We start from the raw sequence: 16,082 nt of genomic DNA, 5'->3' as shown, positions 1-16,082 counted from the left end.
TCAGCGCTCCTCGAAGAAGGTGGACGAGGCGTCTACATCGCGCAGACTCCACAATGTCTTCCACGGCGACACGTCGGCGGACTCGTCGTCGTAGTTGGCGAGAAGGGCGGGCTCGCGGGAGCCCCGTGGCGCCTCGTACACAAGGTTGGGGCGGGCCATTGCCTCGTCCCGCCACCAGTTGACGAACTTTTCGAACGCCGCTGTGGTGGCTTTGACCTCATCCGGCTCGACAGCCGCAACCCGGTCGAGCAGTGCCTTGCCGACCTGCCGGCGGAGGTCGGTATGGAAGTCCTCCACTCGTGCTGCCGCTTCGTTGGCCCGTGCGTCAGGCAGCATCAACCGGGCCAGAGCCACCACCACCGAGTGCAGTCCCCGGTCACGGGCCCGGGCGGAGAAGGGGGTGACGCTCGTGGACTCCACCTCGCGGTACAGGGCCGAGTGGAAACTTTGGAAGTTCTCGTAGTGCGAACGATCTCGGGACCGCGTGGAGTTGAGCATCACAGCAACGAGACCGGGGTGTTGCCGACCGACACGGCTCGTTGCCTGGATGTACTCGGCAGTGGTCTGTGGTTGTCCCATCACGGCCATCAGCCCGAGCCGGTCCACGTCGACACCCACAGAGATCATGTTGGTGGCGAGCAGTACGTCCAGCGCGTCCGGGCTCGGGTGCCGGCGTTCCACGTCCTTGAGCCGGCGGGAGATGTCACTGGCGTTCGCCCGGCTGCTCAGTTCCGTGAGAGCGTCCGCCCGACGCGCCTTGAGCCCGTCCCGCAAGGCGAGGTGCCCCAATCGCTCCTGGACGTCGTCGAGGACCTGGAGCTCCGCCGCCGAAAGCAGTCGCAAGCTGTTGAAGTAGCCGACCAGGGTCCAGTAGGCGTCCTTCACCTCGGGAGGGGCATCGTGGGTGTGCGCCCGATGGAGCAGGGTCGCGTAGACCCGGATCAGCAAGGTGGCCTGACTGGTACTGGAGGTCAGCAGACCGACGTAGCAGCGGGCCGCCTTGCGCTCGCGCGGCGTCTCGACGGCGAACCAGGAGTCCCGTGAGTCGAGGCCGCCGGGAGGGAATTGCTCCACCGAACGGTCGAACAGCTGGGTGCCCTGCTTATCGGCGCGACGGATCGTAGCGGTCGAGGCGATGACCTTGGGGCGTTTCGCCAGGGCATCCACGGCTGTCTCGTACAGACCGGTGAGGGTGCCGAGCGGGCCCGAGATGAGATGGAGCTCATCCTGGACGATGAGTTCGGGCGGCCGCACCCCGTCCACATCCCGGTTGAACAGAGCCGCCGACGCGGGCCGCCAAGGCATCGAGGCGAACTTGTCGACCGTCGCGATGACCAAGGTCGGACGATGAGCGTAGACAGCCTCGTCCACGAGATGAACCGGAAGGCCATGGTGGAAGTCGCAGTTCCCATTGGGGCAGTTCACCGTCATGCGTCTGGCGTCCTTGTCGACCGCGTAGTCCCGGGGGCGCAGTGGTTCGCCGCACCAGGGACAGTTGCGCAGTTGGACAGGGTTCTCGGTCTGCAACTGGAGGTTCTCGTTGCGCATGAGGTCGGCCAGTTTGCCTTCGGTGACCGCCAGGGTGTTGGGGGTCGCCGAACGGCCTACCCACATGCCGATGGAGATTTCCTTGTGCCCGAGCGCCGCAGGGTCGGCGGCCCGTAGCCGGTCCATGGCGCAGATGAGCGCTGCGGCACGCTCGAACTGCTGGAGGGTGAGAAGCCGGAGCGTGTATCGCATGAGCACGGTGACGCCTGCCCCGGCCTCCCCGTCCCGCAAGCGCCGCAGGAAGGTGGTGAAGGCGATCAGCCCGAGATACGCCTCGGTCTTGCCTCCACCCGTGGGGAACCACAGCAAGTCGGAGACTTTTCGGTCGGCATGGGTCGGATCGACGATTCCGGCCAGGCAGAGAAGGACGAAGGAGATCTGGAAGGGCCTCCACCGTCCGGCCTGCTCGTCCGGTCGGCCTGACCTACCGCGCTTGATCCACACTGTGCGTGCCCGTTGGTCCGCCATCGCGAGGTTCGCCAGCTGGAACGCCCTCAGAACGTCCGGGCGATCGGGGTCCGCCAGCAGATCTACGCCGTCGCGCATCCGGCGCAGTGCGTGTCTGCAGAGCAGAACCTGATCGGCCGCAGTCCTGCCGTCTTCCGTGTCACACAGCCGACGAGCCTGATGCTCCTGGGTCTCGATCCACTGTTCGTATCCTGCCAGCAAGGTGCGAAGCGCCGCCACGACCTCATGGGACGGGTCGGTTCCCAGTCGATACATCGCCAGTGGTCCGTCGTCGATCCCGGGATTGGAATCGGTCAGCAGCACTTCGTGGGAGGGGACGAATTCGGTCCGTATTGCGGCGACCGTCGGAGGCTTGATGGCGACGGACCCCACCGGAGGTGGAGTCCAGTCCCAATGCGCCGCGCAGCCGTGTCCGGTGGCGAAGCTGGGCGCGTGGCGGTGCAGGAGCCGGCTCAGCGCCTGCTCCGAGTCGACCGCGCCCAGAGTGGTCGGCCGCACCGCGAACACGGGGCTGCTGCCGTCCTTCGCCGTGACAGTCAGTTCCGGTTGGTAGAAGCAGTGCGCGTCGCGAAGGTCGTACTGGCCGACCTCAAGACTGTTGACGACGGTGGCTGTGACGGTCACCGTCCTGTTCGACGCGGACCGGGGGCGGACCAGCACACGTAGTTCCAGCCCAGGGTGAAGCACGAAGGGGGCGAGTAGACCAGGCTGCGTGACATCCACATCAACCGGTTCGATCCGCAGGGCGGAGCGTCGCCAATGCTCCCGCTGGCCCTTCGTGCTCCGTGCCTCGGTCCGCTTCGCGGCCACGGGCTTTCCCTTGGCGTCCTCGGGGAGGTAGACGGCCGTGCGTACGGTCAACCGAATCCAGGCGGACTCGGTCGGGTTCACAGCGAATGTCAGGCCGATGGACGAGGGCATCCGGACGTTCGCGAGCGAGACACCCAGATCGCCGGGCCCTTCCTCGATGTCCCGCCGGACGCCGAGCGGTACCGCGTCGAGCCCGTCCCGCTCGGACTCCAGCTCTCCCTGTTCGATCGTGCCGGTCCGGGACGAGTCGACGGACGGTTCCACCCGAGAGCGCGGGAACAGCACACCGACCGGGTACATGGTGATCGGCGCGTCATCCGTGAGCACCTCGCCCACACCACCCACAGGACCCAGCAGGTCCTCTCGCAGGGCGTCGAGGAGCGAGTCGCGCACCTCGTAATGCGCCTGGTGAGTCGATTCGCTCATTCGTCCCCCTCGGATTCGTTCGCGCACCAATGAAAGCGCCCCAGACCGCACAACCGGGGCGCGACCCACGCGCCGTGCGTCCCCAGCCCCGCGGCTTCGGTGGCGGCGGGGCTGCCCGCCACACTCTCCACGCAGTCGATCCTGAGGCCGGTGATCAGAGGCGGCCATCGATCGACCTCAGAGCGTGAGGTGCGGCGCAGCATTCGGTGCAGGTCTGTTCGGAAGCGCTCGGACACCACCGCGACCCGTCGCCCACCGACCACCACCGCGTACGGGGGCGACTGGTCGGAGGCGACCGGGATGCCGTGCAACAGGACGAGCTCCGCCTCGGCACCGGTGGCGATGTCGGTCACGAGGTGACGCCAGAGCTCCTCGGCGTCCTCTCGAAACTCCTCCGTACCCGGAGGCTGCTCGTGGGACACGTCCGAACCGGTCAGCTCGATGCCGTTACGGGCCCAGGCATTGCGCCCACCCAGGTACCAACGGTCGATCCGCTTGTCCTTCCGGAGCATCCATGAGTTGGGCGCGTCCAGGACGTACAGATCGTCCCGGGCTCGCGTCATGGCCACGTACAGCAGTCGGGCCTCCGCGGCAGGGTCGTAGTCGAACTTCTTCTTCTTGACCGGGACGGGCTCCTTCAGAACACGTGGTTCGACGATCAGGACCCGGTCGAACTCCAAGCCCTTGGCCCGGTGCACGGTCGAGATCACGAGCGAGGACGGCTGCGCCGCCGTGAGCTCGTCGGGCAGCCTGCCCTCGGCGAGCGCGCGGTGCAGGGCGACGACATCGAGGGTTCCGCGACCACGGCCCCGCGCTACCTTGCGTACCGACCGCCACAGCGCCTCAGGCATGGCGCCGTCCGGGATCCGCAGGTCGACCAACAGTTCTTCGAAGCGCTCACGGGTGAGGGCGGTCGTTCCGGTCGAGGCGAGCAGTTCAGCGATCCAGACAGGGGCGGAACGCTCGCGAGCCGAGCGCTGCAGTGTGTGTCGGACGTCAGCGGTGGCCAGAATGCCGGACAGGGCCAGCGCCTGGCCGTTGTCACGACACAGGATCGAGGTGGTGTCGGGATAGTCGCGCAGCGCCGCAAGTACGAACTGGTCCTCCAGGCTTCCGAAATTCGGCGTCGACAGGAGCAACGTACGCAGGTCGCCGTGGATACGCTCCGCTTCGCCGGCGGCAGCGGCCCGATCACGGGGCAGCCGCTGCAACTGGGGGCCGTAGGGCAGGGCCATCCGAGCCGTCTCACTACGGGCCCGGAAGTTGTCGCCCAGGTGGAGTTCCACCAAGTCCTCACCGAACGTGGCACGCACCCACTCCAGGAAGCGGTCCGTCTCCTCCGCCCGCTGATCCGGGTCGGACACCTGGAACCCGTACACGGCCTGGGCGGAATCACCCACCACGGTGAATCCGCTGTTCTCCTGGAAACGGTCGAGCAGCGCCTCGACCATCTCCCGTCGGACACCGACGAGGTCCTGGACCTCATCGATCACCACATGGGCCGGCGTGTAGTCGCCACCTTCGATCGCGCCCTTGTCGATCGCCTCGGTGGCGGCCTCGATGCGGCCGTCGAACGTGTACGTCCCCCAGTCCACGTCCGGGTACGCGCGGTTGAGCAGGGCTGCCGCCCAGCCGTCGAAGGTCTGGACACGAATCCGCTGGGCGGCGGCGGCATGTCGCTCGATCCGCTCGGTGAGCTCACGCACGGCGGCGCGGGAGAAGCTGAGCACCAGGATCTCCCCGGCCTCCAGCTCCTCGCGCTCCACCAACACGTCGAGCCGCCGGACGAGGGTGTGCGTCTTGCCGGCACCCGCTCCCGCCGTGACCAGGACCCGGGCGTCCCAGGGCTGTTCCACCACGGCTTGTTGCGCGGGCGTGAGCCGATGTTCGATGAGAGAGGCGACGGTCACTGGTTCCCGTCCCACAGGTACTCGAACTCGGTGAAGGCGAGCGCCTCACCGTAGTTGGTGATGTTGTCCCGCACGTTAAGGATCAGGCAGCTCTCCTTGCCACCGTTCTTCGGGCCACGCAGGCCACGTCCGATCATCTGCTGGTAGATGTTCGGGCTGTACGTCGGGCGGGCGACGACCACGGCACGGGTGGCCGGCGCGTCGAAGCCCTGGGTGAGCACGCCGTAGTTCGTCAGGACCTGGATCTTGCCCTGGCGGAAATCGCTGATTTGCTTGCGGCGTTCGTTGACGGGCGTGGTCGCGTCGACCGCGGCGGCCTTGATGTCCCGGTCGCCGAGCTTGGCGGCGAGCAGCTTGGCATGGGCCACGGAAGTGGCGAACACCAGAACCGGCCAGTCCGACGGCATGGCGGCGATCTCGTCGACGATGCGCTGGTTGCGTCCGTGGTCCTCGGCCAGCCGCTGCTCGGCGCCCTTGGGCAGAGTGGCGAACTTCTCCGACTGGGCCCGTTCGTCGGCCGTGAGTGCGATGGCGGCACCCGGCAGCTCCCTGTGCTTCACCTGCGCCAGGACACCGATGTGCTGCAAACCCTTGATCGCGACGGAGAGATCGCCGTCGAAGACCCCCGTGTCGAGGCGGCTACCGAACCGCTGCACCAGGAGGCGGGTGAGGTCCGCGTTGTTCTTGTACGGGGTTGCCGTGAGACCGACCAGGTGGCGACTGGTCCGATGGTGCGTGAGGTCGAGCTGTTCCAGCAGACCGGTGTAGCGCTTGGACATCGCGGTGTGTGCTTCGTCGATGATGACGAGCGAGGCGGTTTCTCTCAGCCAGGTGTAGTTCTCCGCCTCCAGGCAACTGGCCAGTTTCGCGTCGGTGGCGACGACCAGATGCGGGCGACCGGCGACCGGAGTTGCCTCGTTCGAGGACCAGAGCCGGCTGATGACCAGCGGCTGCTCGGGGCCGACCTTCGACCAGACGAACTTCCAACTCTGCACGGCCTGCTCGCACAGCTCTTCGGTCTGCGCGATCCACAGGATCGGGCCGGGAAGGTTCGTCCGGTCACGGATCCAGCGGATCACACCCTCCGCCGTGACACGGGTTTTCCCCGCTCCGGTCGGCAGACTGAGCATGCCGCGCTGAGGCATCGGGTTCTTCAAAAGGCCGAGCAGCGCTTGCGCGAGTTCCTCCTGGTACGGGTGCAGGGCCGGGAACTCGGAGGGACCGTCGATCTCCAGGCGGGGTTCCAGCGAGGGCACCTGGGCACCGGCGAAGGAGTCGGGGAACCCGAGATCGGTGACGAAGAGCAGGGCCTTCGGGCTCCCGGTGAAAGAGCTGGGGGCGCGGGTGGGAAAGTCCAGCGCGAGGTCGCGGGAATGGACGCGAAGGATCGCCTCACCGTGGGCGTTGAAGGCCATCTCCGCGATACGCCGCGAACTCGGCTCCCTGCCGTGCTCCTGGATCTCGCTCTCCATGAGCCCGGGAGGAAGCTCGCCACGCAGAGCCGTCTCACCGATCAGCAGATCGATCTTGTCGATGACGCTTTCGGCTTCTCGTACCTCCCGCAGACGCTTCAGGAGAGTTTGGTCATGCTCTTGCTTGTCCTGGAGGGCGAGGGCCTGGCGGCAGGCTGCCGGGCCCCAGCCCCACTTGAACTCCTTGTCCGCGGCCTCCAGCACCTGCTGCCGGTCAAGGGAATCCAGCACGAAGAGAGTCTGACCCTGTCCCTTCCGCGCGAACGGGATCTGCTTCCGGTCGCTGCCCATGGGCGTGCGCATGACCTCGTCGAGCTCGGAGCAGCGCTGGATCTTCAGGCTGCCGGCGGCTTGGCCGAGGCGTGCCTTGACCGTCGGGAACTCCTCGAACAAGGACGAAGCCCGCCCGATTTTGACGGGCTCGATCTCCCTGCTGATGACATCGGAGACCTTGAGCATTCCCCAGTCGTCGATCATCTCCTTCGCCGTCGCGACGTCCGCCTTGTCGGTGACCAGGAGGGCGGGGAGTCGTTCACGCACGAGTTCCTGGAACTCCAGCGCGTTCATCGCGACAGCGATCTCGCTGTCGGGACGCCCCTCCCACGACGATCCGACCCTGCAGCGGGTGAGTTGGCCCTCCGGGAACTCGAAACCGACCCGGTGCAGCAGCGCGTACGCGCGTCCGATGAAGACGTCGTCCTCGCTCGCCAGCAAGAGGTCCAACAACTTGCTCCAGCGCCGGAGGGGCACCTCGTCGGAGGACGTGGGCATGTTGAGCCGTCGCGCCGCCTCCTCCGAGATCTCGGCGACAGGAAGCACAGCTCGAAAACTCTTGAGCTGAGGGCCGACAGCCTCGGAGACTCGGGTCAAGCCCATGGAGGTCCTGACGAGCCCATGCTTCTTGATCATCCAGCGCAGCGGGGACATGACGGCCTTGCGCGTGCTGGCAGCGGATCCGTACTGCATCTGCCAGTGCTGCGAGATGTCGGATGCCGGCAGCGCGGACACGAAGGCAGCGCGTCCCTCTTCGGACAGAACGGGCAGCAGGTGCAGTGGTCCCAGCGTCGGAGCACCTTCGACGGCGAGGCGGGTGATGCTGGGGCGGGGAGCCGTGCTGGGCAGATCACGAAGGTGCGTGTCATGAACGACCTGCTTGTATTCCTGGAACCACGGCTCGTCATGGGGGCGATATCCGCCGGTGGGGCGGTCGAACAGTCCGAGGTCGCGGAAGGCAGGCTTGTCGCTCTCATGGAAGGTCATGTCGACGGTGACGGTATTGTCACGGCTTCCGTCGGCAGGCACCACGGGGCCCGGCAGCAGGCAGTCGCGCATCGGTCGGTAACGACCGTCCAGGGTGCGGACACGCAGCGTCTCCAGCGGCTTTGGCACCTTGGTGCGCATCCGGTCGACCTGCAGGCTGCCGCCGGCGCTGCGCAGCAGTATCCAGAAGTTCGCCCACGCATTGTTGTCGTAGTTGTCGAATCCCTGATCGAGGACACCCTCGAACCGTCCTTGCGCGTCGGCGACCCTGATACCGATGGTGTGCAGGTGACGGGCCATTTCGGGGCGTTCGGAGATCGACGGGTGTACGTAGACCATGTCGTCGCGGAGTGTGTCGGCAGAGGTGCGGTGGAAGATCTCACCGGCTACGGGTGCGACCAGCCCGTGCTCCTCAGTGAGGATGATCCGGGCTTTGCGGGCCTCGGCGGTGAGCGCGGAGTCGTCGCGCAGCCGTGCGGCCTGATCCTTGAGCACCATGAGGGACAAGATCTCGATGGCGTTGGACGAGGCCTCTGCCGAGCCGTCGGAGACTAGAGCTTCGAGCCAGTCCTTGACGCTCTCGGGTGTCTTCCCAGCCTGATCCAGGATGTGGTTCATCTTGCCGCGTCGGACAGCGGTGTCGGACGCGTCGACGGACGGGTGCAGCCAGCCGGCCGGGCGACCGCTGTACTCGGCCCAGATCTGGACCCATTCCCTGTCGAGGCCGGGCGGCGTGACGAAGAGCTCGCGAGGCCGCTGGAGCACACCGTTCTGGTCGGGCAGGGAGGGGCTGTCGGCGGCGTATTCCCACACACGACGGAGGAAGTAGTCGTCCGCCCAGTTGAGCTTCTCCTTGGTGCGGCCCGGCAACAGAGGGAGGTATGCGGCAGGGTCCTCGTCGGGCACGAGATCGGGCAGTGTGTCGATCACCAGTCGGGCGGCCACCTGGAGCAGTTCCCTGTTGAAGTGGCTGCCGTCGAGTAGGTGTTGGCGGTCCTCATTGGTCTTCCACGGGGCGTTCAGGATGCCGGTCAGCGAAACTTCGTATTTGGTCGGGAAGAACGCCCAGAACGTGCCCTTCCCGCCGGGCACGGTGTACAGGCCGTTACGCACGGTGTATTCGGGCACCGCCCAGGAGACCTCAAGCACCGGGCGGCCGTGAAGTTCGCCCGCACTCTCCTCGGCCTCGCCGGTAGGGGAGTAGGAGGCCGAGAACACCTTCCACTGTTCCGTCGTCTGCTTGGCACCGCTCGCCACCTCCCTGAGCGTCCGGTGGTTGTCCCTGTGTTCGATCGAGATCTCCCGGCGGACCGGTGGCATCGAGCGACGGTCGTGCAGGAACAGTTCACCGACATGGGGGGAGAACAACTGGAAGTGGGCGGGGAAGGCATCGGTCTCGCGTCCGTTGCGACCCTTGTGGCCGACGATGTCGCGGGCGAGGCGTTCAGCGGCGCCCGCCATCAGAGGCAGGCGGACGACGGTGGTGGCCCAGTGCAGCAGCTTGTCCAGGGTGTTGTCATCGGCGCGTTCCTGCTCGACGTCGAGGGGACGAGCCATGCGGAGCACCGGGGTGTCCATGTCGAAAGACCCCTGCCGGCCGAGAGCCTGTGCGATCTCGGCAGCGGACCACTCCTTGTCGAAGCCGAAGCCGAAGGCACCGTTCCCGCTGAAGAACTGGGGCGAGTCGCTCACCGAGAGCACGGACTTGACGCCGACACCGAACCGGCCGATCTGCCCGCCGCGCTTCCGGGAAACGCCCATCCGCAGGATCGTCTCCGCCCCCTCCGGCGTGACGGGACTGCCCACGTTCGCGCAATAGAGGTGTGTATCGGTGAGGACCACGTGCAGTTTGCCGCCGGGTGTGGCTGCGATCTCGTCCGCCGCGTTCTGCACGAGCTCGTACAACTGTCGCTCGCCGTAGCCGCCTTGGGTGATGCGGCGCTCGCCGTTGGCGTGCTCCTGTATCAGCCCCGGATCGACCTGGTAGGTCTTCAGGACGGTGGCGGACTGCCGGATCACGGTCTCGATCACGGGCGGGAGCGATGAGTCGGCGAACTGCCGGTCGGTCATGAGGCACCTGTCTCGAATGAGAGAAAACGAACCGAGGATGCGCGGGGGGATACCGGGGTGCCGGCGCATGGCGCCGGCACCCCGGGTGAAGAGGGTGGCGCAGCTGATCGGAGGGGGGGTCAGCTGTTGGTGGTGACCGTGATGACGGTGGTGACCGTGACGGTCGTCGTGGTGATCGTCACGGTCCGCCCGGTCGTGCGGATCCTCCGGGTGCGGGTGACCTGGCGGTGGGTGCGAGGGCGACCGGCGCGCCGAGGGGTGGTGGGGCGGCGGGTTGCCCTAGAGGTGCGGGGCGGCGCGGGAGAGAAGACGGGAGGGGTGGGAGTCTGCTCCGTGTGCGAAGTCTGCGTGAGGCGGGCAAGGCGCCGCCGTTCCGAGGCCAGGACCTGGGGGAGGATGCCGTGGCACGTCAGAAGTTCGGCGCGGAGGTCGGGGTCCTCCAAGTTGTCGTACTCCGTGATGATTCGCGCCATCCGGGCATCATCGTCTTTGGTCATGTGGGTCCCCTCCCGTTGGGCTCACCGACGTGTGCCCGTGACTGGATGACGCATGAGAACGCTGCAATGCAGACCCTGAGGGCAGAGCTCTACCCTTGAGGAGGTGGCATCGACCAACGACCCTGGCTGGGTTGGGAGTTGCCAAGAAAGACAGTAGGGCATGCTGTGGATGTCTGTCGATCAGAAGTTGAAGAGAAATAGACGAACCCTGCTGGCGCTTGAATCGATCACAGTCGTCAAGCAACATTTGACGTCACGTCGATGTCAAGTGAAGGTGTTACGGTGAACCCGCTCGGAACCAAGGGGAAGTGGGTTCGGTGGAGGACATCGAGGACTTCGGCGTCTGGCTCGGACGCCAGCTGCGCCGCAATGGTATGTCGCAGGCGGATCTCGCCCAGGAGCTGAAGCTGACGCGTGCGGCCGTGTCGGCATGGGTCACCGGCAGAGCGCGCCCGAGGGCGGAGGTGCTGGTCAAGATCGCCGAGATCCTGGAGACGGACGTTGCCACCCTGATCACCAGGGACTCCGATGCCGGATCGGATCGTCCAATCGGCTGGTACCACCGGGCCGCGCATCAGGACGGCGGTCGGGAGTACGGCAACGCGGCTGTCTTCGCCTTCGATGCGAACCTGGCTGTGTTGGCCAGGGAGGTCACGCAGAACTCCCTTGACGAACGACTGGATCCGGAGCGGCCGGTGCGGGTGCGATTCACCCTGCACGAACTGACCGGTGAACACCTGCACTCCTTCCTCTCCGCGCTGAAGTGGGACCAGCTCGAGCCCCACTACGCCGCGGCGGCGCAGTCCCGGCACAAGGTCGGCAGGGCTCTCGCCGAAGGGCTGCGGGCGTTGCGTGACGACTCCTCCCTCCTACTCCTCAGGGTTGACGACTACAACGCCTCGGGTCTTACCGGTCCCGAATACGGGGACGGGCGATATGCCGCTGTGGTCCGCCGGCAGCTGGACAGTCACAAAAGCAACGACCGAGCCGGCGGGTCGTACGGATTGGGTAAGGCCACGCTGTGGGCGGCCAGCCGGCTCGGCCTGGTGCTGATCAACAGCACCCTCTCCGAAGCGCATGAGGGGCGGACGGTCCGCCGGGTGGTCGGTCGTCTCGACCTTCCTTGGCGTGAGGTTGATGGGGTCGCCTACGCGGGACCCGCCTGGCTCGGTGAACCGGATACGGAGAAGGAGCACGAAGGCGTGTCCCGCTCCTGGTGGGCCGATGAACGAGTGGTCGCCGACCTGCGTCTTGACCGGGACAGCGATGACCCGGGAACCTCCTTTCTCGTTGTTGGCGCTCACGACGCGGCCGGAGGCAACAACACGCTGGAGGATTTGCACGCGGCTCTCAGTCGGGCGTTGTCCGACAACTTCTGGGCGGCGATGACCTCGGGCCGTTCGACGTCGGCCGTGCTCGAAGCATCGGTCCGTGCCCTTCGCAACGGTGAATTCGTGGTTCCGGAGCAACGGGTTGATCCACTCGGTCGACACCCGGCTCTGGTCCATGCGCTGCGGGCGTACCTCGACGGCGAGACGGTCGAGGAACTCACGGGCTCCGGACAGGTGGCAGCCAAGGACGTGGCCTTCGCCGTCCCGCCGCTGCGGGCCGCCGGGCGCGGAGCCGAGGGGTACGACCACCGTGCCGTACTCCTGGTCACTCCCGCTGCGGACAACGACGAGAGGCACAGCCGCATAATCTGTATGCGTGGCACCCGCATGTCTGTCACGGCTCGTGCCCCTCGGAGCCTGGGCGCGGGAGTGGACCCCTTCCAAGCCGTCCTGCTTGCCGGTTTCGCCACAGGCGACGACGGCTTGGCGACGCATGCAGCCGAGGCGTTCCTACGGGCCGCCGAACCGCCGGAGCACGACAGGTGGGGGACGACCGAGGAACTCACTGCCGCCTACGCCAACGCTCCCCGCCGATTGACCGAGTTCAACGCGGCCATGGATGCGGCCCTGCGGGGCGTGGTCGGTCGGCGGGCCGTCGGCCAGGACTCGACCGGGCCCGAGGTCCTTCGGAAGCTGCTGCGTATCGATGCGCCTGTGGCAGCGAGCGGTCGTCGTGGCCTGGGGCACCCACTCGTGGACCGGGTCGTCGGGAAGGTGGACGGGGACGGGGCCTGGACCTTGGACGTGACGCTGACCGTCCCGCAGCGCGACGGCCGCTGGGAACTACTGCCGGTGGTCAAGTTCGACGTGCGGTCAGGAGGGCGCCCCTCGTTGGAGTGGGCAGAGCTGTCCCCCAGGGAGAACTGCCAGGTCGTCGACGGCCGGTTGCTCGTCGATCCGGATGTACGGTCGGCGCGTTTCGCAGGTGTCACGGCTGTCCGCAGCCACCCTGTGGCCGCAGCCATGGCCGGTGTGATCGTGGACATCCAGCAGGCACGGGAGACTTCGGCGTGAGCACTGTGTACGCGTACCCGACCTTGGTGGGGAAGATCGAGGTCACCGTTCGAGCGGCGAGCATGGACGGGAAGCCTCTACAACTGTCGCTGATCTCCCAACGCGATCAGGTCGTCGCCCTTCATCAGGTCGAGCGGGACGACTGGACCGAGGGCGTCCTAGACCTGGAAGTCTCCCTACCCACCGATGAACTGGCCGAGGGTCCGTGGTCGGGAGTCAGCTGCGTCGCCGTGCTGACCGAGGGAGCCACCAACACCCGCGTGGTGAGTCGATTGGAACGTCGTCGTGGCGACACGCACTGGCGAGGGGAGGCCCGGGTACGCCGCTCCACGCACGCGGCACGCGTGCTCCTCGACGTGAGCGTCGTGGGCACTCACGGTGGGGTCGACGGGCGTGTCATCGGCAGGACGGATACGCCCTGGGTCGTGGACCTGCTTGCCCGTACACCGACCAGGCAGCGCGATCTGGAGATCCTGGAGAAGGATTTCCGGGACGGGCCCGACGAATGGCTGCGCCGGTTCGCGGATGCGCCTTGGCTGATCGACACCAGTGGGGATCTGCCGACGGTCTTGATCAATACGTCCTTCGAAGGGCTTGGCGAGCTGCTGTCCGGAGCTCGCGGTCCGCTGGAGAAGGCGACGGCCGGAATGGTGGCCGCGCAGATCGCGGGTGAGGCCTGGGCGACCATGTTCCACTCGGCACTGAGTGACCTCGAATTCGATGAGGACGGTACCCCGCACCTTCCCGGTGGATGGCGGGAGTCGGTGCTGCGATCCATGCTTCCTGAGGTGTTCCCCGGGCTGCAGCTCCCCGAAGCCTTGGCGGAGGCACACGGTCGCCGAAGCGATGGTCGAGGGTGGGCGGAGATCCAGGCGCGGATCCACTACGCAGCAGGAAGACGAGGACAGGTGCCCAAGAATCTGACGGCAACCATCCGCGCCGTGAATCGTGCCCAGGAAGGTCCGCGTCGATGAGCCCACACCACAGCGAGCCCCCCGAACGGCTCGCATCGCTCCCGGGCAATGTCGCCACGGGTCTCCTCACCCACGGGGTGCGGGCGGGCCGGGACGGCCTGCCGCAGGTGGCTATTCTTCGGGCGAGCACCCCCATCGAGAGCGACTCCGCCCGTTGGAGCGTCGAACCGGTGCGAGAGCTTGTCGAAGAGGCCATGAGCCGATTCGACGCGGTGAGGACCGATGCCGATGCCTGGCTGGCACCCCGACTGCACGCAACCTTGCGGATGACCCGCGCCGAAGCGGCGAACGCCGGTCTGTGGAACTTCTTGGCCCTGGCTGTGGCGCCGGACTACGTCCTGTGGCGACACCTGCCGCTCGGAGGGTCACCCGACGGCGACACCAGGGAAGTGACCGGCGTCAGGTTCGTGGGTCCTCACTACAGCCAGGCCTTTGCCCGGTTGTGGTGGGCCGCCGAGATGTTCCGCGACGGGGCCGACTACACCCCTGCGGAGATCGCCTGCGGGAATCAGGACATGATCAACACGGCTCTCAGGCTCTCCACCATCGATCACAAGCCCACTGCACTGGCTCTGGTGCGGGTTCTCGAAGACCTGTCCCGACAAGGGGCCACGCGGCTCGGGGACCGGGTCAACGCCCTCTGCACAGCGGTCAACGTGGCCGGGAGCACGCTTATGTACGAGGTGATCGCTCCGGATGACGTCCCCGATCACCTCGCGCTCTCTGAGTGGATCGAAGAGGTGGAATCAGCTTCGGCCGTCCCGTGGGACCGACTCCCTGAAGGGCCGGTCGACGGCACAGCTCGGCGTTCGTCCTGCGAGGTCCTGACGCAGATGTTCGAGCGGTTTGCCGCAGAGGCGCCGTTGCGGGACCGGGCTCGGTCGAATCCTGCACAGGGCTGAGCCTCGTCGAGTCCCCGGACCGCATGGGGCGCTGACCAGGTGCAGTCAATCCTGCCCGGGGTTTGTCGCGGCAGGCCCCGGACGGCTCACAGGTCCTCGGCAAGGGCCTCAGTCGTCGGAGTGTCCGGGTGCTTCGGTGTCCACGTCGCCAGCTTGGTGATCAAGTCGTCTTCCGGCGGCCCGAGTCGGAGTGCGCTGCTGAGGATGTGCAGGGAAAGGAGCGGCGGAATGGCGTTCCCGATCTGCTGGGCCACATCGGTGGACCGCCACGGGTACGTCCTCGGGAACGACTGAAGCAAGCCGGCTTCCTCGAATGTGAGTCGCTCCAGCTCCTCGCCGATTTCCTTTGCCCCGGACTTGGTTTCCTTCAGGAGGAAGACGCGGTTGCGCCGCACCTTCCCGGTGATAGTTGCCGCGGGTTGGTCGGAGGTGCGGCGTCCCCGGTTCTTGGGGTCGCCCCCCGATCCGTAGTTGGAAACCACCTCGAAGTCGTGCGGGCGCTCAGTGAGTACGTCCTGCATGGCGACCCAGGGCTTGACCGGCCTCTTCCCCTTTCGGGGTGTGGCGAACAGCGACTCCTGGTCTTCGCACTCCGGAGCGTCCTGCTCACGAAGGCGAGTGATTCCTTTGCGGTAGCGCTGGTGCGTCGGCTCGGGAAATTGGACAGGTCTGTCCACATTCCCCGGGTCCCACTGAGCGATCAACACCGCACGTCGGCGTGTCTGTGGGACGCCAAAATCCTCTGAGTGCAGAACATGGGCATCGGCGGCGTAGCCGACTCGTCGGAGGAGCTCGGCGTAGTGTTTCCAGACCGGCAGGACGGTGGGCACCTGTTCGAGGACGATTACGTCGTACGCCTTGCCTCGTTTGAGCTTGGCCTCCATGATCCAGCGCAGCGGCTGGAGTACGAAGCCGGTGCGATCGTCGGACATTTTGTCCGTCTTTTCCTTGACCTCTCTCCATGCAGCCTCGAACTGCTTGAGATCGTCATGGCCGACCAACTGCGTGGCAAGCGCTTTGACCTGTTCCAGAGCCTTGTGGCCCTTTCGATTGCCCGCGACGGAGAAGGACTGGCACGGAGGTCCACCGGTGAGGACGTTCGCTCGGGCGACCTCGTCATCGCACGGACCGAGCGCGGCGACGTCTTTCACCGTGGTGGTCAGAAGGCCGGCCGCCCGACGGGTTGCACGGGTCGCGTCGTCCCACTCGACGCCGATGCTTTCCACTTCGTCCATGATCGTGGCGGCGATGTCGAGACCGCCTGGACCTGCGAAAAGATCGACGATCATGAATTGCGCACAGGGGAGCGACGGAGGAACTGGGCGGGTCATGTTGAGTCA

General features: G+C 66.5%; 8 protein-coding genes. 3 read left to right on the top strand and 5 right to left on the bottom strand.

Features of this window, described 5'->3' with window-relative positions; all coding sequences use genetic code 11:
* From ABZS61_RS19515 to ABZS61_RS19500, 4 genes are all read right to left on the bottom strand, one after another.
* Window positions 1-3,252: a helicase-related protein gene (locus tag ABZS61_RS19515; RefSeq protein WP_356422316.1), complete on the bottom strand. Its 3,252-nt coding sequence runs from the start codon at window positions 3,250-3,252 to the stop codon at window positions 1-3.
* A complete protein-coding gene (locus tag ABZS61_RS19510; protein WP_356422313.1) occupies window positions 3,249-5,162 on the bottom strand; it encodes a UvrD-helicase domain-containing protein in 1,914 nt (637 codons plus the stop codon). Before ABZS61_RS19510 ends, ABZS61_RS19515 begins: the two co-directional genes overlap by 4 nt.
* A complete protein-coding gene (locus tag ABZS61_RS19505; RefSeq protein WP_356422310.1) occupies window positions 5,159-9,964 on the bottom strand; it encodes a DEAD/DEAH box helicase in 4,806 nt (1,601 codons plus the stop codon). Before ABZS61_RS19505 ends, ABZS61_RS19510 begins: the two co-directional genes overlap by 4 nt.
* A 119-nt stretch (window positions 9,965-10,083) precedes the next feature.
* Window positions 10,084-10,461 (bottom strand): hypothetical protein, encoded by a 378-nt coding sequence (locus tag ABZS61_RS19500; RefSeq protein ID WP_356422307.1) that lies wholly within the window; start codon window positions 10,459-10,461, stop codon window positions 10,084-10,086.
* 308 nt (window positions 10,462-10,769) lie between these two features.
* On the opposite strand from ABZS61_RS19500, the gene ABZS61_RS19495 reads away from it, so the two are divergent.
* The 3 genes from ABZS61_RS19495 to ABZS61_RS19485 are packed head-to-tail and all read left to right on the top strand — an operon-like array spanning window position 10,770 to window position 14,742.
* Window positions 10,770-12,866 (top strand): helix-turn-helix transcriptional regulator, encoded by a 2,097-nt coding sequence (locus ABZS61_RS19495; RefSeq protein ID WP_356422304.1) that lies wholly within the window; start codon window positions 10,770-10,772, stop codon window positions 12,864-12,866.
* Window positions 12,867-12,892: 26 nt separating this feature from the next.
* Window positions 12,893-13,840, top strand: coding sequence for a hypothetical protein (locus ABZS61_RS19490; RefSeq protein WP_356422301.1), 948 nt, complete (start codon window positions 12,893-12,895; stop codon window positions 13,838-13,840).
* The gene (locus ABZS61_RS19485; protein WP_356422298.1) at window positions 13,837-14,742 is read left to right on the top strand and encodes a DUF6339 family protein; all 906 of its coding nucleotides are present in this window, start codon (window positions 13,837-13,839) and stop codon (window positions 14,740-14,742) included. Before ABZS61_RS19490 ends, ABZS61_RS19485 begins: the two co-directional genes overlap by 4 nt.
* 86 nt (window positions 14,743-14,828) lie before the next feature.
* On the opposite strand, the gene ABZS61_RS19480 is transcribed toward ABZS61_RS19485, so the two are convergent.
* On the bottom strand, window positions 14,829-16,073 hold the full coding sequence (locus tag ABZS61_RS19480) for a DNA cytosine methyltransferase (protein WP_356422295.1): 1,245 nt from the start codon (window positions 16,071-16,073) through the stop codon (window positions 14,829-14,831).
* Window positions 16,074-16,082 lie beyond the last annotated feature (9 nt).

Source organism: Streptomyces sp. NPDC005566 (genome assembly GCF_040605575.1).
In the GTDB taxonomy this organism is placed as follows: domain Bacteria; phylum Actinomycetota; class Actinomycetes; order Streptomycetales; family Streptomycetaceae; genus Streptomyces.
This window is presented reverse-complemented; position numbering and strand designations above follow the sequence as displayed.